This is a genomic window from Jejubacter calystegiae, from assembly GCF_005671395.1.
GTDB classification, from domain to species: Bacteria; Pseudomonadota; Gammaproteobacteria; order Enterobacterales; family Enterobacteriaceae; genus Jejubacter; species Jejubacter calystegiae.
In genome coordinates, this window is the sequence record NZ_CP040428.1 from 1,337,617 (window position 1) to 1,361,770 (window position 24,154).

Genomic DNA, 24,154 nt, shown 5'->3' on the forward strand with positions numbered 1-24,154 from the left:
CGGGCGATTACGATGGGATCGTCAGCGCCGCTGTTTTTGTCTGGAGAGAGCAATGTTGTGTGAAGAAGTCGAACTGGTCTGGAATAACATCAAAGCCGAAGCTCGGGCACTGGCCGATTGTGAGCCGATGCTGGCCAGTTTTTATCACGCAACGCTGCTAAAACACGAAAGCCTCGGCAGCGCGCTGAGTTATATGCTGGCGAATAAGCTGGCATCACCGATTATGCCTGCCATCGCCATTCGTGAGATGGTGGAAGAGGCCTACGCGGCCGACCCGCAGATGATCGCCGCAGCCGCCTGCGATATCCAGGCGGTACGCACCCGCGACCCGGCGGTGGATAAGTACTCCACGCCGTTGCTGTATCTGAAAGGGTTCCATGCGCTGCAGGCGCATCGTATCGGTCACTGGTTGTGGAACCAGGGGCGCAGGGCACTGGCGATTTTCCTGCAAAATCAGGTTTCGGTTTCCTTCCAGGTCGATATTCACCCGGCGGCGAAAATCGGTCGCGGCATCATGCTCGACCATGCGACGGGCATTGTGGTGGGTGAAACCGCGGTGATTGAAAACGATGTCTCCATTCTGCAGTCGGTGACCCTGGGCGGTACTGGCAAAACCAGCGGCGATCGCCATCCCAAGATTCGCGAAGGCGTGATGATTGGCGCGGGTGCTAAAGTGCTTGGCAATATCGAAGTGGGGCGCGGTGCCAAGATTGGTGCGGGTTCCGTCGTACTTCAGCCGGTGCCGCCTCATACCACCGCGGCGGGCGTGCCGGCACGCATCGTCGGGAAACCCGGCAGCGAGAAGCCGTCGATGGATATGGATCAGCACTTTAACGGTAACTGGAACGGCTTCGAATACGGCGACGGGATCTGATCCCGATAGCAATTCCGGATCAGACCGGATCCCGCAATACGGCGCCGGGATACCCTAACTGCCGCCAGGCCTCATAGACCACAACTGAGACGGCATTCGACAGATTCATGCTGCGGCTGTCCGGCACCATCGGTATGCGAATCTTCTGCTGTGGGGGGAGCGCATCCAGAATGGTGGCGGGAAGGCCGCGGGTTTCGGGGCCGAACAGCAAGTAATCTCCTTCCTGATACGTCACGGCGCTGTGCGCTGGCGTCCCTTTGGTCGTCAGGGCAAACAGTCGTTGCGGGCGTTCACTCTCAAGAAAGGTAGGGTAGTCGCGATGGCGGGTGACCGCGGTAAATTCGTGATAATCCAGCCCTGCGCGACGCAGGCGTTTATCGTCCCAGGTAAAGCCGGTTGGCTCAATAATATGCAGCCGGAAGCCGGTATTAGCGCATAGTCGGATGATATTCCCGGTGTTAGGTGGGATTTCAGGTTCAAATAATACGATATTCAGCATGGACGCCCCCTTCTGGAAGGGGGGCAAGGATAGCAGGTTTTTACGCTGTCTGCCCCTCTCTGGGGAGAGAGGGGCAGATATCAGGTGCGCTGATACAGCGGTAGCCAGAGCGTCAGGTGCAGGCCGCCCAACGGGCTGTCGTCGGCCTTAACCCAACCGCGATGCTGTTGTACGGCGGTCTCAACAATGGCCAGCCCCAGGCCGGTACCACCCGATTCCCGATCCCGGGCTTCATCGGTACGGAAGAAGGGACGGAAGATCTGTTCGCGGTCTTCGGGACTCACTCCCGGACCGTCGTCGTCTACCGTCACGGTAATTCCCTGGTTATCCACCGAGAAGTTAACGGCGATTTGGGTATGCGAGTAACGCAGCGCATTACGGACGATATTCTCCAGCGCGCTTTCCAGTGCATTTCGGTTGCCGTAAATCTGCCACGGGCCAGGCGGATAGGTAATCTCGAAGGATTTTCCTTTCTGCTCGGCTTCGAAGGCGGCGTTATCCAGCATCTCTGCCCACAGCTGATTGGCCTTGAGCGTTTCGCTGACCAGCGCATTTTTCTGCTGACTGCGGGACATGACCAGTAGATCGTTGATCATGCTGTCCAGACGCTGTGCTTCAGTCTCTATCCGCTCCAGTTCTTTGCTTTCGCCGCTGCGGCGACGTAGCAGGGCCGTACCCAACTGCAGGCGGGTTAGGGGAGTGCGCAGCTCGTGGGAGATATCCGACAGTAGCCGCTGCTGGCTGGTCATCATGCGCTCCAGCGCCGTCACCATCTGGTTAAAGCTGGCGCCAGCGGCCAGGAACTCCTGGGGACCCGCTTCCAGTTCCGGATGTTGGCGCAGGTTACCCTGTGCGACTTCATCGGCGGCGTTCTTCAGCTTACGGGCGGGTTTCGCCAGACTCCAGGCAAGCCAGAGCAGCAATGGTGCGCTGACCAGCATGGTGACGATAAGTAGCAGTAACGGGCGATCGAACAACAGGTTAATAAAATCGGATTGCGAACTACTGGCCGGGCGGATCAGGTAGAGCTGATAGTTATCTTCACCGTCGCGAACCGAGAAAGGGCCGACCAGTTCAACGCGGCCATATTTTTTCTTCTGCGGGTGATCGGCGTTGTCCGCTTGACCGATAAAGTTGCGGATAATCTGCATTTCGTTGCGCTGGGCGCCGATGACGCGCCCTTCGCTTGTGACCAGCAGCAGACGCTGCCCCGGTGGGGCCCACTTATCGATGGCGCGGAACAGGCGACGCCACCACATCAGATCATTGGGGGGATCGCTTGCCAGCTCCGCTTCCACGTGCTGTTCAATCATAATGCCCTGGCGATGCTCGCTCTCCATCAGCTCTGTCATTTGACGGGAGTCCAGCTTGGGCAACATCAGTACCAGCATTAAAACCAGCGCGAGCGTTAACCAGAATATGGCAAAAATACGCGCTGTAAGACTACTTATCATGAAGCGGACACCATCAGGTAGCCCCGGCCGCGCAGGGTTTTAAACCACGGTTGGCCGTCCTTACGCTCCGGCAGTTTGCGGCGCAGGTTCGATATGTGCATATCGATTGCGCGATCAAACGGCGTCAGGCGCTTGCCCAGTACTTCCTGGCTCAGGTGCTCGCGAGAGACCACCTGGCCCAGATGCTGTGCCAGCAGGTACAGCAGCGTAAATTCGGTGCCTGTCAGCTCCAGGGTCTGGCCTTCAAAGTTGGCCTCCTGGCGGCCGGGGTTAAGGCTCAGAGCGTCTACTTCCAGGGTTGGGGAACCGCTAACTTCGCTGCTCTGCTGCTCGCTCCAGTGGGAGCGGCGCAGGATTGCGCGAATACGGGCCACCAGTTCACGATCGTTGAATGGTTTCGGCAGATAGTCGTCCGCACCCAGTTCAAGGCCGAGAACGCGATCCAGCTCGCTACCGCGCGCGGTCAACATAATCACCGGCGTTTGATGTGTTTGTCGTAGCTCTTTAAGGGTGTCGATACCGTTCTTCTTGGGCATCATCACGTCGAGCAAAAGCAGGTCGATGCTATCATCAAGGAGGTCGAGAGCCTGTTCACCATCGTGAGCAACAAGCACGTTGAAGCCTTCCATGTCGAGCAATTCCTTTAGCAGGGAAGTCAGCTCTTTATCATCATCGACTAACAGGATTTTATTCATTTTTAATACCTCCGAGGCAGAAATTACGTCATCCAGCACGGCTAATCCATGACTTTACGTTGTTTTACACCCCCTGACGCTTGTTTGCAGCGAGAATCGTAGACTGGCCCTCGTTGAATCGCAGCACAGTATTTTGGGAGCAAGTGATGCGCATTGTTACTACTGCCGTCATGGCCTCTACGCTGGCTCTAACGGCCTTAACTGGCCAGGCTGCTGAAGCCGTCAAGAGTGGCGACTGGCATTCCGCTAAGGACCTGGAGTCTCAAGGCAGCAGTGTTCAGGGCCATATGTTTGATGGCATTAGTTTAACCGAACATCAGCGCCAACAGTTGCGCGATCTCATGCAACAGGCCAGACACGAGCAGTCTCCTGTTAATGTTAGCGAAATCGAGACCATGCATAAGCTGGTCACGGCAGAAAAATTTGACGAAAGCGCCGTGCGCGCTCAGGCCGAAAAAATGGCTCAGGAACAGGTTAAGCGCCAGGTCGAAATGGCCAAAGTTCGCAACCAGATGTTCCACCTGTTAACGCCCGAGCAGCAGATGATTTTAAACAACAAGCACCGTCAGCGTATGGAGCAAATGCGCGACCTGGCGGAGATGAAACCGAGTTCCGGATTACGGCTTAGTAGCAGCGGTAATCAGCGTCACCAGTAACAAACCTGTTTTCCTTGCCATAGACACCATCCCTGTCTTCCCCCGCTTTTAGCGGGGTTTTTTTTATCCTTTTTTTCGTCGTCTGTCGCCTGAAAAAGTTATGGAAACCATAAAAAAATAGCTAAAGGTTAATAATGGTCTGTTTTTACCGTTTTATCGCGTGCTGGTGCGGAAAAAGTTTGAGGTATAAGGCCGCTTTCGATCGCTGACCCGTAAATGAAATTTTCACTCCCTGCTATGGGCCTGTTCGCTATACTAGCCGCAATTACGCAGAGGAAGGGTTATGAATCAACAGTATGGGCGGCTGGTAAGTCGGGCAGCGGTGGCGGCGACGGTGATGGCATCGCTGTTGCTGCTGATTAAAATTTTCGCCTGGTGGTATACCGGCTCGGTCAGTATTCTGGCATCGCTGGTGGACTCTCTGGTGGATATCGGTGCATCGCTGACTAATCTGCTGGTCGTGCGTTATTCGCTTCAGCCAGCCGATGAAGAGCACACTTTTGGTCATGGAAAGGCGGAGTCGCTGGCAGCGCTGGCGCAAAGCATGTTTATCTGTGGTTCAGCGTTATTTTTGGTGCTGACCGGTATTCAGCACCTGGCGCAGCCGGTACCGATGAATCAGCCGCAGGTGGGCATTATTGTGACCGTCGTTGCACTGGTCAGTACCCTGATACTGGTCACCTTCCAGCGCTGGGTGGTTCGTCGTACCGGCAGTCAGGCGGTACGCGCTGATATGCTTCATTATCAGTCCGATGTCATGATGAACGGCGCCATTCTGATTGCACTGGGCCTGGCCTGGTTTGGGTGGCATCGGGCAGATTCCCTGTTTGCTCTGGGAATTGGCATCTATATTTTGTATAGCGCCCTGCGCATGGGTTATGAAGCGGTACAGTCGTTGCTTGACCGTGCGCTGCCGGAAGAAGAGCTGCAGGCGATCGAAGAGATTGTTCACGGCTGTTCGGGTATTCGTGGCGCACATGATTTCAGAACGCGGCAGTCAGGGCCGACCCGCTTTATTCAGCTCCATCTGGAAATGGACGATCGTTTACCGCTCGTAGAGGCGCATCGGCTTGCCGAGCGCGTGGAGCAGGCGATTTTGCAGCGTTTTCCGGGATCCGATGTGATTATTCATCAGGATCCCTGCTCGGTAGTGCCAGAGCCACAACGAAAGATTTAAAAAAGGTTCATAAAGGCGTTTTTTCGTATAAATTACCGCCATATGGCCTGACCTGAATCAATTCAGCAAAAGACGACTGGTATACTATCTGTAGCATCGTGGTTGATCATTGCGGGGTTACCGTACGGTCTCCGGCAACGGGATTAATTAGCATTCTAAGTTCAGAGGTAGTCATGATTAAGAAAATCGGTGTATTGACGAGCGGCGGTGACGCGCCTGGCATGAACGCTGCGATTCGTGGCGTGGTACGTGCCGCGCTGACGGAAGGGCTCGAAGTCTTTGGTGTTTATGATGGCTATCTTGGCCTGTACGAAGACCGGATGATCAACCTGGACCGCTACAGCGTTTCCGACATGATTAACCGCGGCGGCACCTTCCTTGGCTCCGCCCGCTTCCCTGAATTCCGCGAAGAGCACGTTCGCAATGTCGCTATCGAAAACATGAAAAAACGCGGCCTGGATGCGCTGGTGGTGATTGGGGGCGACGGTTCATACATGGGCGCCAAGCGTCTGACCGAAATGGGGTTCCCCTGCATCGGCCTGCCGGGCACCATCGATAACGATATTAAAGGCACCGACTACACCATCGGTTTCTTTACCGCGTTGGGGACTGTCGTTGAAGCGATTGACCGCCTGCGTGATACCTCTTCTTCCCACCAGCGTATCTCTATCGTCGAAGTGATGGGTCGCTACTGTGGCGACCTGACTCTGGCGGCGGCCATTGCCGGCGGCTGCGAGTTTATCGTCGTTCCGGAAGTGGAATTTAAGCGTGAAGATCTGGTCGCGGAAATCAAAGCTGGTATCGCCAAAGGCAAAAAACACGCCATCGTAGCGATTACTGAGCACATCTGCGATGTTGATGAGCTGGCGAAGTACATTGAGGACGAAACGAAGCGTGAAACTCGCGCGACCGTTCTGGGCCACATTCAGCGCGGTGGTTCTCCGTGCCCTTATGACCGTATTCTGGCCTCGCGCATGGGAGCATACTCTATCGAGCTGCTGCTACAGGGCTTTGGCGGTCGCTGTGTGGGTATTCAGAACGAGAAGCTGGTGCACCACGACATTATCGACGCCATCGAAAATATGAAGCGTCCGTTCAAAAGCGACTGGATGGATTGCGCCAAGAAGCTGTACTGATTTGCTCTTTATGAGACAGCGGAAAGCCGGGGTTACCCGGCTTTTTTATGCTCCAAAGTTATAGCCAATCTTTTTTTATTCTTTAATCAATCAGTCGCTTTCTGGCAGGCTCCTGTTATTACCCGAATAACGACAGAGAGAGCGAATGATGAATAAATGGGGTGTCGGATTCACGCTGTTACTGGCATCAATGGGCGCGCTGGCGAAAGATGTTCAACTGTTGAACGTTTCTTACGATCCCACCCGCGAACTGTATGAAGCCTACAACAAAGCCTTCACTGCTCACTGGAAAAAGGAAACGGGCGATAACGTGGTGATTCGCCAGTCCCATGGTGGATCCGGTAAGCAGGCAACTTCGGTAATCAACGGTATTGAAGCCGATGTGGTGACCCTGGCGCTGGCCTACGATGTGGATGCCATTGCCCAGCGCGGGCGTATCGACAAAGCCTGGATGAAGCGCCTGCCGGATAACTCTGCACCCTATACCTCGACCATCGTCTTTCTGGTACGCAAAGGTAATCCGAAACAGATTCACGACTGGAACGACCTGGCGAAGCCTGGCGTTTCTGTCATCACCCCGAATCCGAAGAGCTCCGGCGGTGCGCGCTGGAACTATCTGGCCGCCTGGGGCTATGCGCTGCACCACAATAACAACGATAAAGCGAAGGCGCAGGAGTTCGTGAAAGCGTTGTACAAGAATGTGGAAGTGCTCGATTCCGGTGCTCGCGGTGCCACCAATACCTTCGTGGAGCGGGGTATTGGCGATGTGCTGATTGCCTGGGAAAATGAAGCGCTGCTGGCAACCGAAAAACTGGGCAAAGGTAAGTTTGAAATTGTCACCCCGAGCGAATCCATTCTGGCTGAGCCTTCCGTTTCGGTAGTGGATCGGGTGGTGGATAAGAAAGAAACCCGCCCGGTGGCGGAAGCTTATCTGAAGTATCTCTACTCGCCTCAGGGGCAGGAGATAGCAGCGCAAAACTTCTACCGACCGAGGGATGCGAAAGTGGCACAGAAGTACGCCGCGCAGTTCCCGAAGCTGAAGCTGTATACCGTGGATGATCTGGCGGGTGGTTGGGCTGAAGCTCAGAAAACGCACTTCGCCAGCGGCGGCATCTTCGATCAAATAAGCCGGCGCTAACAGAGCGGCCCTGCGGGGCCGTTTTTTATTTCCGCAGATTGCGCTACGCTGCCTGCTTCCAACGCCGGGAGAAACGCGTGCGACGTCTGTTACTGATTCTGCTCATCCCTTTGACGCTGCTGCTGGCCGGGGTCGGTTATCTTCATCTGGCGGGACATCCGGATGCTTTGCGCCATATCGTACTGAAACAGTGTCTGCCGGGCTGGCAGCATGGCAACCCTGCTCCCTGTACCCGGGTCACGCAAGATGCCGCTCTTCTTAAGGATCGGAACGGCCTTTTGCAGTATCTGCTCCTTCCGGTCATCAGAATTAACGGCATTGAAAGCCCGATGCTGCTGGATGCTGAAACTCCCAACTATTTCTGGCTGGCCTGGCAGGCACGGGATCTGCTGGGCGTGAAACGCAGCGCGCCGGTGCCGGATACGGCCATTGCGCTGACGGTGAATTCCCGGATGGGTCGTACCCAGAATCACCTGCACATTCATATCTCCTGCCTGCGTTCTGAGGTGAGAGCACAGCTTAACCGCAGCGCTGCCGGAGTAGGCCCTCGCTGGCAACCTCTTGATGGCAGCATTAGCGGTCATCACTATATGATACGTCGGGTCAGCGCCGATGCGCTCAGCAGGCAGAGCCCGTTCCGTCTGCTGGCGAACGAGGTGCCCGGTGCCCGTGCGCATATGGGGCGCTATGGACTGGCGCTGGCATTGCTTCCCGACGGAGATTTCGTCCTGCTGGCCACCGAACGTCATCTGCTGCGCCTGAATCTGGCCTCGTCCGAGGAAATTCAGGATCACGACTGTGCGATCCTCCACGACAGCTAACCTCCGGCTCCCTTCCCAAAAGTAAAAGGTATGTGACAGCGATCAAAAGATATAAAAGTATACCTTTATGTCTTTTGATTAAATCTTAGACTGTACCTGCCACACCAACCCGTGAAGTCTGCCGTATTGTTCGGGAATTTAATAAAAAAGACATTATTTTTCATGCCATTAATTTAAATCCACCTTCGGTGACTGCCGAAGGCCCTGAGAGGGGTACTGATGATGAAGCTCTCTGTTGTGGAAAAAATAGGCTTTGGCGCTGGGGATATGGCCGTCAACGTGGTGATTGTCGCCATGCAATTGCTACTGGCTTACTTCTATACGGATATTTATGGGCTGCGCCCGGCTGATGTGGGGGTCTTACTGATCGTGGTGCGGATGATCGATGCCATTATCGACCCAGCCATGGGGATCCTCACCGACAAAATAAATACCCGCTGGGGGCGTTATCGCCCCTGGCTTATCTGGTTCGCCATTCCGTTTGGCTTTGCCGTGTATCTGATGTTTATTACCCCGGATCTGGCCTATACCACCAGGCTCGCCTGGGCCTATTTCTCTTACATTCTGATGACCCTGGTCTACACGGCGATCACCATTCCTTATATCTCCCTGATAGGCGTGATTACTGACGATCCGGTGGAGCGTCTGAGCGCGAATGGCTACCGGTTTGTCATGACCAAAATCGCCGCTTTCCTGGTGACCATTGTGGTGCCGATGCTGGCGGTCTGGTTGGGGCAGGGGAACAAAGCGTTGGGGTATCAGTTTGCGATGGGGTTGATGGGTGCGATGGGGACGCTGCTGTTTCTGTTCTGTTTCTTTACCACCCGTGAACGACTGAAACCGGAAATTCCCACCCTACCGTTGAAGCAGCAGTTTGCCTGCATGCTGCGTAACGATCAGTGGATTATCCTGGGTATCGTGATTTTACTGCTGATGTGCGGCTACGTGATTCGCGGCTCGGTGGCGGCCTATTACGCTAAATATTTTTTAGGCGGCGGCGATGCACTGATTTCGCCATTCCTGACGGTGGGGGTGGTGGCTTCGATTCTGGCGATGGTCAGCACCACCTGGCTGACCCGGTTTTACGACAAAATTAAACTGTTTCGCTATACCCAGCTTATTACCTTCGCGCTGAGCATTGCCATGTATCTGCTGGTGGGTCAGCAGGATGTGGTGCTGGCGTTTGTTTTCTACTTCCTGATCAATTTCTTCTGCGACATGCAGATGCCGGTGTTCTGGTCCTCCATCGCCGAAGCTGTAGATTACGGTGAAAAGAAGAACGGCCAGCGTGTTTCCGGCCTGGCATTTGGCGGCATCCTGTTTTTCCAGAAATTTGGAATGGGCATTGCTGGCGGCATGCTGGGTTTCCTGCTTAATGCGTTCGGTTATCAGGCCGATACCGCCCAGAGCGCGAGCTCGCTGGCGGGTATTGCGCTGATGATGACGCTGATCCCCGCGCTGTTCCATCTGGCTATCGGCCTGCTGATGAAACGCTACCGCATTAATAACGACTATTACCGCGAAATTCGCGGTGAGCTGGCACGTCGCCAGGCGTAAGGAGGGGCGATGAGCAGAGTCTGGGTAATGGGTGATGCCTCTGTCGATCTGATGCCGGATGATGAGACGCACTACCTTAAGTGCCCCGGTGGTGCCGCGCTGAATGTGGCGGTGTGCGTGGCACGACTGGGAGGGGACTGCGGCTTTATTGGTCGTCTGGGGCAGGATGATACGGGCGCCTTCCTGCGTCATGTCTTTATGCGTGAAGGCGTGGATGTCACGCATCTGCGCCCGGATGCGGCGCTAACCAGCGCCGTGTTAATCGTCAGCCTGGACCCCTGCGGGGAACGCAGCTTCACCTATCTGGTGCGGCCGAGCGCCGATACCTTCGTGACCGCGCAGGATTTACCGGTGTTCCAGCCCGGGGAATGGCTGTGCTTTAGCTCGATCGGCCTGACCGACGAACCGGCCCGCACGGCCTGCCTGGAGGCTGCCCGCCGAATGCGCCACGCAGGTGGCAGCGTTATGTTTGACGTCAATCTGCGCGAGGCGATGTGGCCTGAGCCTCAGGCAATTTCCCGGGTGATCGAGCAGGCCATTGGTTTTGCATCCATTGGCAAGGTATCGGCAGATGAACTCTGTCGCCTGAGTGGCACGCATCACTGGCGGGAAGCGCGTTTCTACCTGCGCGATCGCGGCTGCCCGATCACGGTGATCTCATTGGGCGATGAAGGCGCCTGGGTGATTTCGCCTGAGGGAGAACGCCATTTTAGCGGCTTTCCGGCTCAGGTGCGGGATACCACCGGTGCCGGAGATGCCTTCGTGGGTGGACTGCTTTACACCCTTTCCTGTGAGAGCGCCTCTCTGGCGGCGGCGGTCAATAATGCCAATGCCTGCGGCGCCCTGGCAGTCACCGCGAAAGGCGCCATTACCGCGCTGCCCAACCTCGCACAGTTGCACCAGTTCCTGGCCCGAAAAGCCGGAACATCGCTTTAATAACCAATGACAGGAGCAAAATCATGCAAGTGGATTCAGATAAGGTTCTGGGATGCCTGGTGGGGGCCGCGGCGGCCGATGCCATGGGCGCGGCAACCGAAGTTCGCACTCAGCAGCAGATTCAGGATTACTTCGGCGGTTGGGTCACCGACTTTCGCAAACCGCCTGCCGACACCTTTGGTCGTTGTAATGAGGCCGGGATGTGTACCGATGATTTTCTGCAGGGTTATTACATCATGGAGTCGCTGCTGAACCACCAGCGCCAGGTGAGTGATGCTGCGATGCGCGAGGCATTCTCTCGCTGGCTGGCTTATCCTTACTACGCTAATTTTACCGGCCCGACCACGCGTGCGGCCATGAAGGCGATTTTTAATGACGAGCGCCCCTCGCTTCAGGGAGAGCTGGAGGGCGAAAAGCAGTCGGTACAGATTATTAATAACGGCAACGCCGAGGCAACCAACGGCTCGGCAATGAAGATCTGGCCCGCGGCATTGCTTCATCCTGGCGATACTGACGCGGCCATTGCCTGCGCGCTGGATGTTTGTCGCTTTACCCATAATAACCTGTTGGCGATGTCTGGTGCTGCCGCCGTCGCGGCTGCGATAAGCGAAGCTCTGCGTCCGGTGACCAGCGCCGATGCCATCATCGCCGCTGGCGTCTATGGCGCGACCCGGGGTTACCGACTGGCGCAAGAGCAGGGGGCAATGACCGTTGCCGGGCCTTCTGTGGCACGCCGCATTGATCTGGCAGTGCAAATTGGCAGGCGTCATCGTCACTGGGAAACGGCCATCGTAGAGCTGAATGATATTATCGGTAGCGGCCTGCACGTCAGCGAAGCGGTTCCTGCCGCGTTTGGGCTGTTCGCCTGCTGTCCGGATTCTGCCGTTGATGCTATTATTTCGGCCGTTAATATTGGCAATGATACCGATACGGTAGCCACGATGGTGGGGGCCATTTCCGGCGCATTTCACGGCGCGGGAGCGCTTCCCGCCCATTATCTGACTACCGTCGACAGCATGAACCACTTCGATCTGGCTACGCTTGCCAGGAAGATTGCAGGGTAAGTGAAGCGGTTACCCTGCCGGGGATGGTGTGGCCATCCCCCGCAATCCAGTGAGGTAACCCGGTGCAGGTTGATAAGGAAAGTTTCACGCCACTCTACAAGCAGTTGTTTTACATTATCTGCCAGCAAATCCAGAGCGGGACCTGGGCGCTGGGTCAGCAGCTTCCGACTCAAAAAGAGATTGCCCGCCTTTACAATGTTTCGCTGATTGTCGTTAAGCAGGCGTGGAATGAGCTGGTCAGCGCCGGTTTTATTACCTCCCAACGCGGCAGCGGCTCGGTGGTGAGTGCGGTGCCGGACGGAGTGAGCTATGGTCATACCTTCCGGGGGATTACCCGCGACCTCCAGGATGCCAATATCCCGGTGGAAAACCAGATTCTGGAGATATCACCTCGCCATGCGCGTGATGCGCTGGCACACGGACTGAGCCTGCCTCCCCATCATCAGTTCCTCTATATTTCCCGGGTGCGCAGTCTGAAAGGGCGGCCTTTCAATCATGAGCATATCTATCTTGATACGACCTTTTTCCCGCAGCTAACGCTCAATGCTGACGATCTGCGGCACGAGTCGCTGTATGCGTTGCTTGGCGTGCATAGCGATTCGGCTATCGAAAAAGTGGATGCCATTCTGCCCACGGCCGCGCTGTGTGACAGTCTGGGGATTTCGGCGCAGAAGCCGCTGCTGTCGGTGGCGCGCCAGACCTTTCAGGCCGGGCAGGAGCGCCCCTTTGAGTATTGCCGCTACTACGTACTGTCAGACTATTTTGGCGAAATCTATTACCACTGAGTTTCCAATAACAACAATGACCCCTTGCTGGAGACAGGCATGTCTGAATTACTGACCCATCCGCTGTTCTGGCCGACCCTGGTGATTACCGTTACGTTGATTCTGTGGGCAACGTCGGCGCTGCCGGAGTTCCTGACGGCGCTGCTGTTTTTTGCCGTCGCTATGATGGGTCATATCGTGCCTGCGCAAACGCTGTTTAGCGGTTTTGCCTCCTCTGCGTTCTGGCTGGTGTTTAGCGGATTTGTACTGGGGGTCGCCATTCGCAAGACCGGGCTGGCCGACCGGGCCGCCGCCGTGATTTCGGCGCGCCTGACCGGCAGCTGGTGGCAACTGGTGGCGAGCGTGGTATTGCTGAGTTATGCGCTGGCTTTTGTGATGCCTTCCAATATGGGGCGTATCGCGCTGCTGATGCCGGTGGTGGGCGCTATGGCGAAGCGGGTAGGGATTATGGAAGGCAGTCGCGGCTGGTTTGGTCTGGCGCTGGCGGTAGGGTTTGGTACTTTCCAACTTTCCGCCACCATCTTGCCTGCCAATGTGCCCAACCTGGTGATGAGCGGGGCGACGGAAGGCGCCTACGGCATCCATCTGAACTATCTGCCTTATCTGTTGCTGCACACCCCTGTGCTGGGCATCCTGAAGGGGATCGTATTAATCGCCCTGATTAGCTGGTTGTTTCCGGGCACACCGCAGCTTCCCCGTGAACCGATGCAGTCAGAGCCCTTTAGCATGGCGGAAAAGCGCTTAGCCGTGCTGCTGGCGATAGTTCTGGGACTATGGGTGAGCGAAAGCTGGCACGGCATCGGCCCGGCATGGATTGGGCTGGCTGCCGCCTGTGTGACCCTGCTACCACGGGTAGGTTTTATTAACGGTGAGGAGTTTGCCAAAGGCGTGAATATGCGCACCTGCATCTACGTGGCGGGCATTCTGGGGCTGGCAGCGGCGGTAACGCAAAGCGGACTGGGAGATGCGGTTGGCGCCTGGTTGATGGAGGTGATGCCGCTGGATCCCGGGCGGCCCTTTACCAGCTTCGCGGCGCTAACCGGGATCACCACGGCGCTGAATTTTATTATGACCGCCAACGGTGTACCGGCGCTGTACACTACGCTTGCCCAGAGCTTTTCCGGCGCAACCGGCTTTCCGTTGCTGTCGGTGATTATGATTCAGGTGCTGGGTTATTCCACGCCGCTGCTGCCGTATCAGGCATCGCCCATTGTGGTGGCGATGGCGCTGGGCAGAGTCCCGGCGCGTCAGGGCATCAAGCTTTGTCTGGCGCTGGCGCTGGTGACTTTCCTTGTTCTGCTGCCGCTCAATTACGGCTGGTTTCTGGTGTTGCACCAGCTATAAAAAAACCCGCCAGCGACGGGTTTTTATCGTTCAGTCAGCGAGCAATCAGGCTTTTTTCGCTGCTGCCGCGGCTTTAACGATGGTCGCGAAAGCGTCGGCTTTCAGAGAAGCACCGCCGACCAGCGCGCCGTCGATATCCGGCTGGCTGAACAGTTCTGCGGCGTTCTTATCGTTAACGGAACCGCCGTACTGAATGATGACCTGCTCGGCCACTTTCGCGTCGGCTTTCGCGATGTGATCGCGAATAAATTTGTGTACCGCCTGAGCCTGAGCCGGGGTAGCGGATTTGCCGGTGCCGATGGCCCATACCGGCTCATAAGCGATAACCACGCCTTCAAAGGCAGCGGCGCCCTGGGTTTTCAGCACGGCGTCGATCTGGCGAGCGCAGACTTCTTCGGTTTTACCCGCTTCATTTTCTGCTTCGGTTTCGCCGATGCACAGAACCGGGGTCAGACCCTGTTCTTTCAGTACCGCAAATTTTTTGGCGATAAACTCATCGGATTCTTTGTGATAAGTACGACGCTCGGAGTGGCCGATAATGATGTACTTCGCGCCGACATCTTTCAGCATTTCGGCGGAGGTTTCACCGGTGAAGGCGCCGGAGAGGTTAACGTCGACGTTCTGGGCGCCGAGCTGAATGTGGCTGCCGCCAGCGACATTGCGGGCCATATCCAGATACAGATCCGGCGGCGCGATGGCAACGCCGCAACCGTCTACGGCCGACAGCTCTTTGCGCAGGTTGGTGACAAGCTCGTTAACCATATGGCGGCTGCCGTTCAGTTTCCAGTTACCCATCACTAATGGATGTCGCATTTTTATTCTCCAGGTAATAAAGATAAGACAGGCTGCCGGGCAGGCAGCCCAGGTTGAGAAACAGTATAGAGACTCTGGGCCGGAAAGGCCTGGCTTTTTATCATTATTGCGCGATTGTCTCACCGGATAGCGTAAGCTTAATCGGTTCAACGGCGAAAGTTAGCCCTTTTTCGCCGTTGTCCGCGACAACATAGCGCACGGCGCCTTCACTCCATGCATAGTAGATTTTGTCTTTCCCTTCTTTGAGCAGCCTGTCCAGACGGGACCGGCTCTGCTGTGGAGTAATACCAGGGGTAAAGACCCGCAACACCGCGCTCATCCAGACCTTTGCCTTCTCTTTTGCTGCCTTTTGTTCGGGGCCCTGAATGGGTAGCCAGGTAATCTGCATACTTTTGATTTTCAGGGTACCTCGCTCCAGGGCGCTGGAGGCATAGAGATTTTCGTTGATCTTACTGGCGGCCCGGGTCACCCGGGCGGCATCTGGCGCGCTGTCGATGGCGCGGAACTCGTTGATCTTAAGCGAGGGGTTTTCCTGATTAAATTTTTCCCGGAACTGGGTGATATTCAGTTCGAACGCGGGGGCGCCCGGCAGTAGATAAGGGGCGACCGGTCCGGGAGAAGCCGCAGGCTCGTCAGCCAGACTGACGGCCGGAAACAGGGCTATAAGCAGAAAGGTGAAGGTACGGATGTTCATCATATTGTTTTTATCTTGTCCCATTACCGGGATTAAATCGGTATCGGAGCATCTTGTCAAAAGCCATTACAGGTTAAACTAACGGCTGAAGCAATGACCTGGGAAGTGATGATGACCATACAGCAGTGGCTGTTTTCTGTTAAGGGGCGTATTGGGCGCCGGGAGTTCTGGATCTGGATGGCGATATGGCTGTGCGCCATGGCGCTGCTGTTTACGCTGGCAGGCAGCGACTGGCTCAGCCTGCAGAGTGCCGCCTTTATTCTGGTTTGTCTGCTGTGGCCTACTGCTGCCGTGGTGGTGAAACGTTTGCACGATCGAGGGAAGTCCGGCGCCTGGGCGCTGCTGTTGATTCTGTCCTGGATGCTGATGGCCGGGAACTGGGAGATGCTGGCCGGTATCTGGCAGTGGGCGCTGGGGCGCTTTATGCCTACGCTGATTATGGTAATGATGCTGATAGAACTGGGCGCTTTTGAGGGAAAACCGGGCGGGAACAAGTACGGCGATGAAGCCCGCCCGGTAAAGTTTCGCTAAGGCTACCAGTAGAGTTCGGCGGTGATATGGCCGGGGCGACGACGCAGATGTTTGGCCATCTGGCGCGTCTCTTTCAGAAGCTGGGTGGTGTCGCGCACCATTTGCGGATTGCCGCACAGCATGACGTGGCTGGTCCCGGGCGTCATGCTAAGGCCGACGCTGGCTTCCAGCTCGCCGCTGTTAATCAATGCCGGAATACGGCCGTGGAGCGCCCCGGGGGCGATTTCGCGGCTGATGACTGTCTGGATACGCAATTTGCCTTCATAGCGCGCCTCCAGTTCCTGCATCAGTGGCAGATAGCTGAGATCGTCTGCGTAACGCACGGCGTGTACCAGCACGATCTCCTGGAAGCGCGCCAGATAGTCACCCTGTTGCAGAATGGAAAGATAGGGGCCGATAGCGGTGCCCGTTGAAAGCATCCACAGGGTTTGACAGTCGGGCACTTCCTCCAGCACGAAGAATCCCGCGCCGTCCTTTACCAGCAGGATCTCATCGCCGGGCTTCATCGCGTGCAGGCGTGGGCTCAGCTTACCTTCCGGCACTTCCACCAGGTAAAATTCCAGATCCGGGCTGGCGGGCGCATTCACGTATGAGTAGGCGCGCTGCACCCGCTCGCCGTCAATTTCCAGTCCCAGCTTGGTGAACTGCCCCGCGGTAAAGGGGGCGATGGGGGCATGGACGGTCAGACTGAAAAGCGCGTCCGTCCAGTGCTGGATTTTTGTGACCTTACCGGTAATCCAATCTGCCATTGTGCGCTCCTGTTACTGATTCTGCTGTGGTTATCTTCGCAGGGATCGATAACGCTTTTCCAGCCCGTGGGGGCTGGAAAGCTCTATCGGACAAACGCGGCCATTACAGGATATGTTCCTGCACGCCGGGGTCTTTGCGGTCCAGATAGTGGATGGATTTTATGCGGCGAATGGTGCGGGATTTACCGCGGATCAGCAGGGTTTCTGTGGTGGCCATATTGCCCTTGCGGGTGATACCGTCCAGCAGATCGCCTTTGGTAATGCCGGTGGCGGAGAAGATGACGTTATCGCTGCGCGCCATTTCATCCAGCTTCAGCACTTTACCGGGCGTAATGCCCATTTGCTGACAGCGGGCTATTTCCTGTTCGCCGATACGGCGGTTCTCTTCGCTGTCGCCTTTGACCTCATGACGGGCCAGCAGGCGTCCCTGCATATCGCCATCCAGCGCGCGGATCACGGCAGCGGAAACCACCCCTTCCGGCGCGCCGCCAATGCCGTAAAGCACGTCCACTTCGCTATCCGGCATACAGGTCAGAATAGAGGCTGCCACGTCGCCGTCCGGAATCGCGAAGACCCGCACACCCAGTTCCTGTAATGCTTTGATGGCCGCGTCATGGCGCGGTTTGGCGAGAATAGTGACGGTCAGTTCCGACAGCGGTTTATCGAGAGCGGCGGCGATACGCTTCAGGTTTTCCGTCAGCGGCAGATTCAGATCGATGGCGCCGTGGGCCCCCGGTCCGACGATCAGCTTTTCCATGTACATATCCGGCGCGTTCAGGAAGCAGCCTTCGTCGCCTACCGCCAGTACGGCCAGCGCGTTAGCCTGCCCCATAGCGGTCATGCGGGTGCCTTCGATAGGATCCACGGCGATATCCACCGCATCGCCCTGACCGGTACCGACCTGCTCGCCGATGTAGAGCATGGGGGCTTCATCGATCTCGCCTTCGCCGATCACGATAGTGCCGTTGATATTGACCTGGTTGAGCATAATGCGCATGGCATTGACCGCTGCGCCGTCCGCGGTGTTTTTATCGCCGCGACCCAGCCACTTGTAGCCGGCCAGAGCGGCGGCTTCGGTCACGCGGGAAAATTCGATGGCAAGTTCTCGTCTCATTGCTGACTCATAACGGGTTTAGGTGCGCTCGAGTTTAGCACAGGGGGGAGAGGGGCGTTATTGAGGGAGATTAACCGGGCGGAAGTCTCCGCCCGGCAGGGGGTTAGCGTTTCTCGTGGTCTTCCCAGTCCAGCGAGCGCTGTACGGCCTTCTTCCAGCCTGCATAGTGGTAGTTACGCTCTACGGTTTCCAGGCCGGGGCGGAATTCGCGCTCTATGGTGGCTTTTTCATGCAGTTCATCCAGATTCTGCCAGTAGCCCACAGCCAGCCCGGCCAGGTAGGCGGCGCCCAGGGCGGTCACCTCGCGCACTTCCGGGCGCTCTACCGGGGTACCCAGAATATCGGCCTGGAACTGCATCAGGAAGTTGTTGGCCACCGCGCCGCCGTCGACACGCAGCGAGCGCAGACGGGTACCCGCGTCGGCCTGCATCGCTTCCAGCACGTCCCGGGTCTGGAAGGCGATGGACTCCAGAGTGGCGCGGATAATGTGGTTGGCGTTAACACCGCGGGTCAGCCCCAGGATGGCGCCACGGGCGTAAGGGTCCCAGTAAGGGGCGCCCAGACCGGTAAAGGCCGGCACCACATAGACGCCGTTGGTGTCGTCGACCTTGGTGGCGAAATATTCGGAATCGGCGGCGTCGCCAATCAGCTTCATTTCGTCGCGCAGCCACTGAATGGAGGCGCCAGCCATAAAGACAGCTCCTTCCAGCGCGTAGTTGACCTCGCCCTTTGGTCCGCAGGCGATGGTGGTCAGCAATCCGTGCTCAGAGGTAACGGCCTGCTCGCCGGTATTCATCAGCATAAAGCAGCCAGTGCCGTAGGTGTTCTTCGCCATACCGCTTTTCACACACAGTTGACCGAACAGCGCGGCCTGCTGGTCTCCGGCGATGCCGGCGATAGGAATACGGGTACCACCTTTACCGCCGATGTTGGTCTGACCATAGACTTCCGAAGATTTACGTACCTGGGGCAGCATGGCGCGCGGAATATCCAGCGCTTCCAGCATGCGATCGTCCCAGTCCAGCTCGTGGATGTTGAACATCATGGTGCGGGAAGCGTTGGTGTAATCCGTGACGTGGACCCGCCCCTGGGTCATCTTCCAGATAAGCCAGGTATCAATGGTGCCGAATAGCAGCTCGCCACGGCGGGCACGGTCACGAGCGCCTTCCACATGATCGAGGATCCACTTTACCTTGGTGCCGGAAAAGTAAGGGTCGATGATAAGACCCGTGGTGTGGCGTACGTATTCTGCCATACCATCACGCTTAAGCTGCTCGCAGATTTCCGCGGTGCGGCGGCACTGCCAGACGATGGCGTTATAAATGGGCTTGCCGGTTTCCCGATCCCAGACCACCACGGTTTCGCGCTGGTTGGTGATGCCGATGGCGGCTATCTGGTCAGAATTGATATCCGCCCGGGAGAGTGCTTCGGTCAGCGTGGAGCTCTGGCTGGCCCAGATCTCCATCGGGTCGTGCTCCACCCAGCCTGCTTTGGGGTAGATTTGCTGGAACTCGCGCTGGGACGCGCTGATGATATTGGCATCGTGATCCAGGATAACGGTCCGTGAGCTGGTGGTCCCCTGGTCAAGGGCAACGATATATTTTTTAGTCATAGTGCGGTCCTGAAAATCAAGTTACAGCGGTGCATTGTGGTGCTTAGTGACGTCCGCGGCGCGTTTGGTCCCGGTCTGGGGCTTCATATTCGCCGGCAGATAGTTTGCCACACCTTTACGATAGACAAATGCGCCCAGCAGTGCCCCAACCACAGGCGCTAAAAGCGGCACCAGGAAGTAGGGGATGGACAACCCGCCGGTAAAGGCGACGTCACCCCAGCCTGCCAGCCAGGCCAGCGCCTTTGGACCGATATCACGGGCCGGGTTCATGGCGAAGCCGGTCAGCGGCCCCATCGAGGCGCCGAGTAGGGCGATCAACAGGCCAATTAACAACGGCGCCAGCGGGCCGCGAGGCAGACCGTTGTCATCGTCATTCAGCGCCAGAATCAGCCCCATCAACACGGCGGTAATGGTCACCTCTACGGCGAAGGCCTGCCAGAAGTTAATATGGGAGTTCGGGTATGTCGAGAAAATACCGGCCAGCTCCAGACTCTGGACACTGCCGCGCACCATTTGGTGCGTCTGCTCGTAATCGAAAAACAGGTTGTAGTAGAGCCCGTAAACCAGGGCGGCGGCACAGAATGCGCCGAGGAACTGGGCGATAATGTAGGGGACAACCTTACGGCTGTCGAAACCGGCGAACAGACACAGGGCAATAGTGACCGCAGGGTTCAGATGGGCACCGGAAACGCCGGCGGTCAGATAGATGGCCATCGCCACGCCCAGACCCCAGATGATGCTGATTTCCCACTGGCCGAAGCTGGCGCCGGCGATTTTAAGCCCGGCGACGCAGCCTACGCCGAAGAAGATAAGCAGCCCGGTGCCCAGAAACTCCGCGATGCACTGGCCTTTTAAGGTAGATGTTTGACTCATAAGCAGGGTCCTGAAGACAAAGAGAAGATACTTGTTATCGTCAGAAGCGTGTCTGCTCCGTCAGTACGCCTCTCGTACTGTTAATTTATCGTTAACGAACAGAAACGAGAAATTTCGAAATTGAAATATGTGTGTTGCGTCAAAAAAATGAGCGTTTACGCGCCATTTTGTGGATAAAAACGCGCCTTCACGAAGCGGATGTGCGCAAAACACCGTCCATATTTGTTAACAAACTACCCTGGCGGAGCCGCGAAGGCTTTCGGCATAAACTGAAAAGTGTCGCAAAGCGTAAACTGCATGGCGCGCTGCTGGACACCGCCTGCCGCGCTCCATACAATCGGACTATCGCGTATGCGCACGTGTTAATTAAGGCGTCGCCGGTATTCGGGAGCGGATATGGCTATCCATCAACGCCTTGCAAATTCAGGAGAGATTTGACGATGTCATTTGAAGTGTTTGAGAAACTGGAAGCGAAGGTTCAGCAGGCGATTGATACCATCACCCTGCTGCAAATGGAAATCGAAGAGCTGAAAGAGAAAAACAGCAGCCTTTCTCAGGAAGTTCAGCAGGCCCAGGGCAACCGTGAAGCGCTGGAACAGGAAAACGCGCAGCTGAAAGAACAGCAGACCGTCTGGCAGGACCGCCTGCAGTCGCTGCTGGGCAAAATGGAAGAAGTGAACTGAGAGAACAGGTAGCGCCCGTCAGGGCGCTTCTGCGTGACCGCTGGCTTATTCGATATCCAGCGGATCTTCCGAAAGGATGATGCCGGTGTTGTCGGCATAGAGGTGGTCGCCAGAAAAGAAGGTTACTCCGCCAAAATTGACGCGCAGATCGCTTTCGCCAGTGCCTTCACCTGCGGCGCCGACCGGAATAGCCGCCATGGCCTGGATACCGATATCCAGCTCTTCCAGATCGTCTACCTGGCGTACCGCGCCATAGCAAACAATACCTTCCCACTCGTTTTGAACCGCCAGACGCGCCAGATCGGCATCAATCAGCGCACGACGTACTGAGCCGCCGCCGTCAATAACCAGCACGCGGCCACGACCGTTTTCTTCGAGCAGGTCGTACAGCAGCCCATTGTCTTCAAAACATTTTACCGTGATGATCTGTCCGCCAAACGACGCCCGCCCACCAAAATTGGAGAACAGGGGTTCAACGACGTTGACATCTTCCTGGTAGATGTCGCAAAGCTCGGAAGTATCGTATTTCATAGGCTGACTATTTTTCGTTGCTGGCGGAGTTGTCAGTATATCCCTTAACGTTCACTGTTGGCAAAATCATCAATGGAGAGCCGGGACCTGGCTCAGTATCACACCAAGCGCAAACAGCAGATTTGTTAACAGCGCACCTTTCACCGTGCGCTCCAGCATCGGACGAATAGCCACCGGATCCCGCTCGCGGATAACATAGCGCGCCTGACGGATAAGTAGCGGCGCCGCCAGCACGAACAGCCAGCCCCACAGGCTGTGCAGCCACAGCAGATTGAACAGCGCCAGGCAGAGCAGGGCGCCCATCAGTAGCCCGGCGTGGTAACGACGCGCCAGTACCGGCCCCAGCCTGACGGCCAGGGTGTTCTTACCGTTTTCCCGATCGCTGTCGATATCGCGCAGATTATTGATATTGAGCACAGCGGTTGCCAACAGGCCGCTGGCTGTGGCGGGCAGGAAGACAGAGAAGGTCAGCGAGTGGGACTGCAGATACCAGCTTCCCACTACGCTCAGCCAGCCAAAGAAAATCAGCACCGAAATATCGCCCAGCCCCATATAGCCATAGGGTCGGGTGCCTACAGTGTAGGTAATGGCGGCGATAATCGACAACAGACCCAACAACAGGAAGCCCAGCACGTCCGCCAGACTGTGGCAGGCTACGCTTACCAGCGCCAGACCTGACAGACAGATCAGCACTACGGTAATGATTAGCGCGACTTTCATCTGCTGCTGGGTGATAACGCCTTTTTGCATACCGCGCAGCGGCCCGATACGATCCGGTTTGTCGCTGCCTTTTTCCGCGTCGCCATAATCGTTAGCAAGGTTGGAAAGGATCTGCAGCAGCCCTGCGGTCAGTAGCGCCAGCAGGGTCACGGCAGGATCGAAAACGCCCTGCCACCAGGCCAGGGAGGCGCCCACGACAATAGAGGCGAAGGCCAGGGGAAGAGTGCGCGGGCGCAGACTTTCCAGCCAGGCGCGGGTACGGCTTATCGGTTGAGGTTCGGTCATGATTCTCGTCGGCAATAAAAAATGGGGGCTGATATAGCCCCCATCAAGTGTGATGAAAATGCTCTGAGCGGGATTATAGGATAAAACGGCTCAGATCTTCATCTGCCACCAACTCATCAAGGTGTTTGCTGACATATTCCGCATCGATGGTGATGGTCTGACCGTTGAGATCGCTGGCTTCAAAGGAGATGTCTTCCACCAGACGCTCCAGCACCGTATGCAGACGACGTGCGCCGATGTTTTCCGCGCTTTCGTTAACCTGCCAGGCCGCTTTCGCGATATGGCGGATGCCATCTTCGGTAAATTCGATATTCACCCCTTCGGTCTCCATCAGCGCCTTGTACTGCACGGTAATTGAGGCACTTGGTTCGGTCAGAATGCGCTCGAAGTCATCGGTGGTCAGCGCCTGCAGTTCAACGCGAATCGGCAGACGGCCCTGAAGTTCCGGAATCAGATCGGAAGGACTGGCGACCTGGAAAGCGCCGGAGGCGATGAACAGGATGTGGTCGGTTTTCACCATACCGTGCTTGGTCGAAACGGTGCAGCCTTCCACCAGCGGTAGCAGGTCGCGCTGTACCCCTTCACGGGAGACATCCGGGCCGGAAGCGTTGCCGCGCTTACAGATTTTATCGATCTCATCGACAAACACGATGCCGTGTTGTTCAACGGCGTCGATAGCCTGCTGCTTCAGCTCTTCCGGATTCACCAGTTTGGCGGCTTCTTCTTCAATCAGCAGCTTCATTGCATCTTTGATTTTCAGCTTGCGCGGTTTCTGCTTCTGACCGCCCAGGTTCTGGAACATAGACTGTAGCTGGCTGGTCATCTCCTCCATTCCAGGGGGAGCCATAATCTCTACGCCCATGGATGAAGCGGAAAGTTCGATCTCGATCTCTTTGTCGTCCAACTGGCCTTCGCGCAGTTTTTTGCGGAACGACTGGCGCGCAGCGGAGGGCTCTTGAGCGGCTTCTGCCTGGCCCCAGTTATTCTTCGCCGGCGGAATCAGTACATCGAGAATGCGCTCTTCGGCCAGCTCTTCGGCGCGATAGCGATTTTTTTCGATGGACTGCATGCGTACCAGTTTCATCGCTGAATCGGTCAGATCGCGGATAATTGAGTCCACTTCCTTACCGACATAGCCAACTTCAGTGAATTTTGTCGCTTCAACCTTGATGAACGGCGCATTAGCCAGCTTCGCCAGACGACGAGCGATTTCAGTTTTACCGACACCGGTCGGGCCGATCATCAGAATATTTTTCGGTGTGACTTCATGACGCAGCTCTTCATCAAGCTGCATGCGGCGCCAGCGGTTACGCAGCGCAATAGCGACGGAACGCTTGGCGGCGTCCTGGCCGATAATATGTTTGTTCAGTTCGCTGACGATTTCGCGTGGGGTCATTTCAGACATGGGAGATC

General features: G+C 56.4%; 25 protein-coding genes. 13 read left to right on the forward strand and 12 right to left on the reverse strand.

The window, feature by feature from the left end:
- The first annotated feature begins 52 nt into the window (after positions 1-52).
- Positions 53-874 (forward strand): serine O-acetyltransferase, encoded by an 822-nt coding sequence (gene cysE, locus FEM41_RS06170; RefSeq protein WP_138095157.1) that lies wholly within the window; start codon positions 53-55, stop codon positions 872-874.
- Between the two features lie 19 nt (positions 875-893).
- Here cysE and trmL read toward each other — a convergent pair whose 3' ends face one another.
- From trmL to cpxR, 3 genes are all read right to left on the reverse strand, one after another.
- Positions 894-1,373: a tRNA (uridine(34)/cytosine(34)/5-carboxymethylaminomethyluridine(34)-2'-O)-methyltransferase TrmL gene (gene trmL / locus FEM41_RS06175; protein ID WP_138095158.1), complete on the reverse strand. Its 480-nt coding sequence runs from the start codon at positions 1,371-1,373 to the stop codon at positions 894-896.
- An 80-nt stretch (positions 1,374-1,453) separates the two neighbouring features.
- Positions 1,454-2,827: an envelope stress sensor histidine kinase CpxA gene (gene cpxA, locus FEM41_RS06180; protein ID WP_138095159.1), complete on the reverse strand. Its 1,374-nt coding sequence runs from the start codon at positions 2,825-2,827 to the stop codon at positions 1,454-1,456.
- Positions 2,824-3,522, reverse strand: a complete 699-nt coding sequence (gene cpxR / locus FEM41_RS06185; protein ID WP_138095160.1) for an envelope stress response regulator transcription factor CpxR — start codon at positions 3,520-3,522, stop codon at positions 2,824-2,826. Before cpxR ends, cpxA begins: the two co-directional genes overlap by 4 nt.
- Before the next feature lie 146 nt (positions 3,523-3,668).
- Here cpxR and cpxP point away from each other — a divergent pair, with 146 nt between their 5' ends.
- The 10 genes from cpxP to FEM41_RS06235 all read left to right on the forward strand — a co-directional run bounded on the left by cpxP (position 3,669) and on the right by FEM41_RS06235 (position 14,136).
- Positions 3,669-4,178, forward strand: coding sequence for a cell-envelope stress modulator CpxP (cpxP, locus tag FEM41_RS06190; RefSeq protein WP_138095161.1), 510 nt, complete (start codon positions 3,669-3,671; stop codon positions 4,176-4,178).
- 283 nt (positions 4,179-4,461) lie between these two features.
- Positions 4,462-5,355, forward strand: a complete 894-nt coding sequence (gene fieF / locus FEM41_RS06195; protein ID WP_138095162.1) for a CDF family cation-efflux transporter FieF — start codon at positions 4,462-4,464, stop codon at positions 5,353-5,355.
- A gap of 173 nt (positions 5,356-5,528) precedes the next feature.
- On the forward strand, positions 5,529-6,491 hold the full coding sequence (gene pfkA / locus FEM41_RS06200; protein WP_138095163.1) for a 6-phosphofructokinase: 963 nt from the start codon (positions 5,529-5,531) through the stop codon (positions 6,489-6,491).
- Between the two features lie 148 nt (positions 6,492-6,639).
- Positions 6,640-7,629: a sulfate ABC transporter substrate-binding protein gene (locus FEM41_RS06205; RefSeq protein ID WP_138099124.1), complete on the forward strand. Its 990-nt coding sequence runs from the start codon at positions 6,640-6,642 to the stop codon at positions 7,627-7,629.
- Positions 7,630-7,706: 77 nt separating this feature from the next.
- On the forward strand, positions 7,707-8,450 hold the full coding sequence (locus tag FEM41_RS06210; RefSeq protein WP_138095164.1) for a CDP-diacylglycerol diphosphatase: 744 nt from the start codon (positions 7,707-7,709) through the stop codon (positions 8,448-8,450).
- 222 nt (positions 8,451-8,672) lie between these two features.
- Positions 8,673-10,007, forward strand: coding sequence for an MFS transporter (locus FEM41_RS06215; RefSeq protein ID WP_138099125.1), 1,335 nt, complete (start codon positions 8,673-8,675; stop codon positions 10,005-10,007).
- A gap of 9 nt (positions 10,008-10,016) precedes the next feature.
- A complete protein-coding gene (locus FEM41_RS06220) occupies positions 10,017-10,943 on the forward strand; it encodes an aminoimidazole riboside kinase (RefSeq protein WP_138095165.1) in 927 nt (308 codons plus the stop codon).
- A 23-nt stretch (positions 10,944-10,966) separates the two neighbouring features.
- Positions 10,967-12,007 carry an ADP-ribosylglycohydrolase family protein gene (locus tag FEM41_RS06225; RefSeq protein WP_138095166.1) on the forward strand — a complete coding sequence of 347 codons (1,041 nt, stop codon included), beginning with the start codon at positions 10,967-10,969 and terminating at the stop codon, positions 12,005-12,007.
- Between the two features lie 62 nt (positions 12,008-12,069).
- Positions 12,070-12,792, forward strand: coding sequence for a GntR family transcriptional regulator (locus tag FEM41_RS06230; RefSeq protein ID WP_138095167.1), 723 nt, complete (start codon positions 12,070-12,072; stop codon positions 12,790-12,792).
- A gap of 39 nt (positions 12,793-12,831) precedes the next feature.
- Positions 12,832-14,136, forward strand: coding sequence for an SLC13 family permease (locus FEM41_RS06235; protein WP_138095168.1), 1,305 nt, complete (start codon positions 12,832-12,834; stop codon positions 14,134-14,136).
- 45 nt (positions 14,137-14,181) lie between these two features.
- Here FEM41_RS06235 and tpiA read toward each other — a convergent pair whose 3' ends face one another.
- On the reverse strand, positions 14,182-14,949 hold the full coding sequence (gene tpiA / locus FEM41_RS06240; protein WP_138095169.1) for a triose-phosphate isomerase: 768 nt from the start codon (positions 14,947-14,949) through the stop codon (positions 14,182-14,184).
- A 103-nt stretch (positions 14,950-15,052) separates the two neighbouring features.
- Positions 15,053-15,646, reverse strand: coding sequence for a DUF1454 family protein (locus FEM41_RS06245; RefSeq protein WP_138095170.1), 594 nt, complete (start codon positions 15,644-15,646; stop codon positions 15,053-15,055).
- A gap of 108 nt (positions 15,647-15,754) precedes the next feature.
- Between FEM41_RS06245 and FEM41_RS06250 the strand changes: the two genes are divergently transcribed.
- Positions 15,755-16,174: a DUF805 domain-containing protein gene (locus tag FEM41_RS06250; RefSeq protein ID WP_138099126.1), complete on the forward strand. Its 420-nt coding sequence runs from the start codon at positions 15,755-15,757 to the stop codon at positions 16,172-16,174.
- Positions 16,175-16,176: 2 nt separating this feature from the next.
- Here FEM41_RS06250 and fpr read toward each other — a convergent pair whose 3' ends face one another.
- The 4 genes from fpr to FEM41_RS06270 all read right to left on the reverse strand — a co-directional run bounded on the left by fpr (position 16,177) and on the right by FEM41_RS06270 (position 20,522).
- Positions 16,177-16,923 carry a ferredoxin--NADP(+) reductase gene (gene fpr / locus FEM41_RS06255; protein ID WP_138095171.1) on the reverse strand — a complete coding sequence of 249 codons (747 nt, stop codon included), beginning with the start codon at positions 16,921-16,923 and terminating at the stop codon, positions 16,177-16,179.
- A gap of 103 nt (positions 16,924-17,026) precedes the next feature.
- Positions 17,027-18,037, reverse strand: a complete 1,011-nt coding sequence (gene glpX, locus FEM41_RS06260; protein WP_138095172.1) for a class II fructose-bisphosphatase — start codon at positions 18,035-18,037, stop codon at positions 17,027-17,029.
- A gap of 103 nt (positions 18,038-18,140) precedes the next feature.
- Entirely contained in the window at positions 18,141-19,649 is a 1,509-nt protein-coding gene (glpK, locus tag FEM41_RS06265) for a glycerol kinase GlpK (protein WP_138095173.1), read from the reverse strand.
- A 21-nt stretch (positions 19,650-19,670) separates the two neighbouring features.
- Complete coding sequence (locus tag FEM41_RS06270) at positions 19,671-20,522, reverse strand: MIP/aquaporin family protein (RefSeq protein ID WP_138095174.1); 852 nt, start codon at positions 20,520-20,522, stop codon at positions 19,671-19,673.
- A gap of 434 nt (positions 20,523-20,956) precedes the next feature.
- Here FEM41_RS06270 and zapB point away from each other — a divergent pair, with 434 nt between their 5' ends.
- A complete protein-coding gene (gene zapB, locus FEM41_RS06275; protein ID WP_168198769.1) occupies positions 20,957-21,205 on the forward strand; it encodes a septal ring assembly protein ZapB in 249 nt (82 codons plus the stop codon).
- Positions 21,206-21,250: 45 nt separating this feature from the next.
- Here the strand turns inward: zapB and rraA are convergent, their stop codons facing one another.
- The 3 genes from rraA to hslU all read right to left on the reverse strand — a co-directional run bounded on the left by rraA (position 21,251) and on the right by hslU (position 24,146).
- On the reverse strand, positions 21,251-21,736 hold the full coding sequence (gene rraA, locus FEM41_RS06280) for a ribonuclease E activity regulator RraA (RefSeq protein ID WP_138095176.1): 486 nt from the start codon (positions 21,734-21,736) through the stop codon (positions 21,251-21,253).
- Between the two features lie 69 nt (positions 21,737-21,805).
- The gene (gene menA, locus FEM41_RS06285) at positions 21,806-22,741 is read right to left on the reverse strand and encodes a 1,4-dihydroxy-2-naphthoate polyprenyltransferase (RefSeq protein WP_138095177.1); all 936 of its coding nucleotides are present in this window, start codon (positions 22,739-22,741) and stop codon (positions 21,806-21,808) included.
- 73 nt (positions 22,742-22,814) lie between these two features.
- Entirely contained in the window at positions 22,815-24,146 is a 1,332-nt protein-coding gene (hslU, locus tag FEM41_RS06290) for an HslU--HslV peptidase ATPase subunit (protein ID WP_138095178.1), read from the reverse strand.
- Positions 24,147-24,154: the final 8 nt, after the last annotated feature.

Bases quoted from the DNA above. Each gene is read 5' to 3' on its own strand.
- cysE (WP_138095157.1), top strand. From the start codon at position 53: ATGTTGTGTGAAGAAGTCGAACTGGTCTGGAATAACATCAAAGCCGAA.
- trmL (WP_138095158.1), bottom strand. From the start codon at position 1,373: ATGCTGAATATCGTATTATTTGAACCTGAAATCCCACCTAACACCGGG.
- cpxA (WP_138095159.1), bottom strand. From the start codon at position 2,827: ATGATAAGTAGTCTTACAGCGCGTATTTTTGCCATATTCTGGTTAACG.
- cpxR (WP_138095160.1), bottom strand. From the start codon at position 3,522: ATGAATAAAATCCTGTTAGTCGATGATGATAAAGAGCTGACTTCCCTG.
- cpxP (WP_138095161.1), top strand. From the start codon at position 3,669: ATGCGCATTGTTACTACTGCCGTCATGGCCTCTACGCTGGCTCTAACG.
- fieF (WP_138095162.1), top strand. From the start codon at position 4,462: ATGAATCAACAGTATGGGCGGCTGGTAAGTCGGGCAGCGGTGGCGGCG.
- pfkA (WP_138095163.1), top strand. From the start codon at position 5,529: ATGATTAAGAAAATCGGTGTATTGACGAGCGGCGGTGACGCGCCTGGC.
- FEM41_RS06205 (WP_138099124.1), top strand. From the start codon at position 6,640: ATGAATAAATGGGGTGTCGGATTCACGCTGTTACTGGCATCAATGGGC.
- FEM41_RS06215 (WP_138099125.1), top strand. From the start codon at position 8,673: ATGAAGCTCTCTGTTGTGGAAAAAATAGGCTTTGGCGCTGGGGATATG.
- FEM41_RS06220 (WP_138095165.1), top strand. From the start codon at position 10,017: ATGAGCAGAGTCTGGGTAATGGGTGATGCCTCTGTCGATCTGATGCCG.
- FEM41_RS06225 (WP_138095166.1), top strand. From the start codon at position 10,967: ATGCAAGTGGATTCAGATAAGGTTCTGGGATGCCTGGTGGGGGCCGCG.
- FEM41_RS06235 (WP_138095168.1), top strand. From the start codon at position 12,832: ATGTCTGAATTACTGACCCATCCGCTGTTCTGGCCGACCCTGGTGATT.
- tpiA (WP_138095169.1), bottom strand. From the start codon at position 14,949: ATGCGACATCCATTAGTGATGGGTAACTGGAAACTGAACGGCAGCCGC.
- FEM41_RS06245 (WP_138095170.1), bottom strand. From the start codon at position 15,646: ATGATGAACATCCGTACCTTCACCTTTCTGCTTATAGCCCTGTTTCCG.
- FEM41_RS06250 (WP_138099126.1), top strand. From the start codon at position 15,755: ATGACCATACAGCAGTGGCTGTTTTCTGTTAAGGGGCGTATTGGGCGC.
- fpr (WP_138095171.1), bottom strand. From the start codon at position 16,923: ATGGCAGATTGGATTACCGGTAAGGTCACAAAAATCCAGCACTGGACG.
- glpX (WP_138095172.1), bottom strand. From the start codon at position 18,037: ATGAGACGAGAACTTGCCATCGAATTTTCCCGCGTGACCGAAGCCGCC.
- glpK (WP_138095173.1), bottom strand. From the start codon at position 19,649: ATGACTAAAAAATATATCGTTGCCCTTGACCAGGGGACCACCAGCTCA.
- FEM41_RS06270 (WP_138095174.1), bottom strand. From the start codon at position 20,522: ATGAGTCAAACATCTACCTTAAAAGGCCAGTGCATCGCGGAGTTTCTG.
- rraA (WP_138095176.1), bottom strand. From the start codon at position 21,736: ATGAAATACGATACTTCCGAGCTTTGCGACATCTACCAGGAAGATGTC.
- menA (WP_138095177.1), bottom strand. From the start codon at position 22,741: ATGACCGAACCTCAACCGATAAGCCGTACCCGCGCCTGGCTGGAAAGT.
- hslU (WP_138095178.1), bottom strand. From the start codon at position 24,146: ATGTCTGAAATGACCCCACGCGAAATCGTCAGCGAACTGAACAAACAT.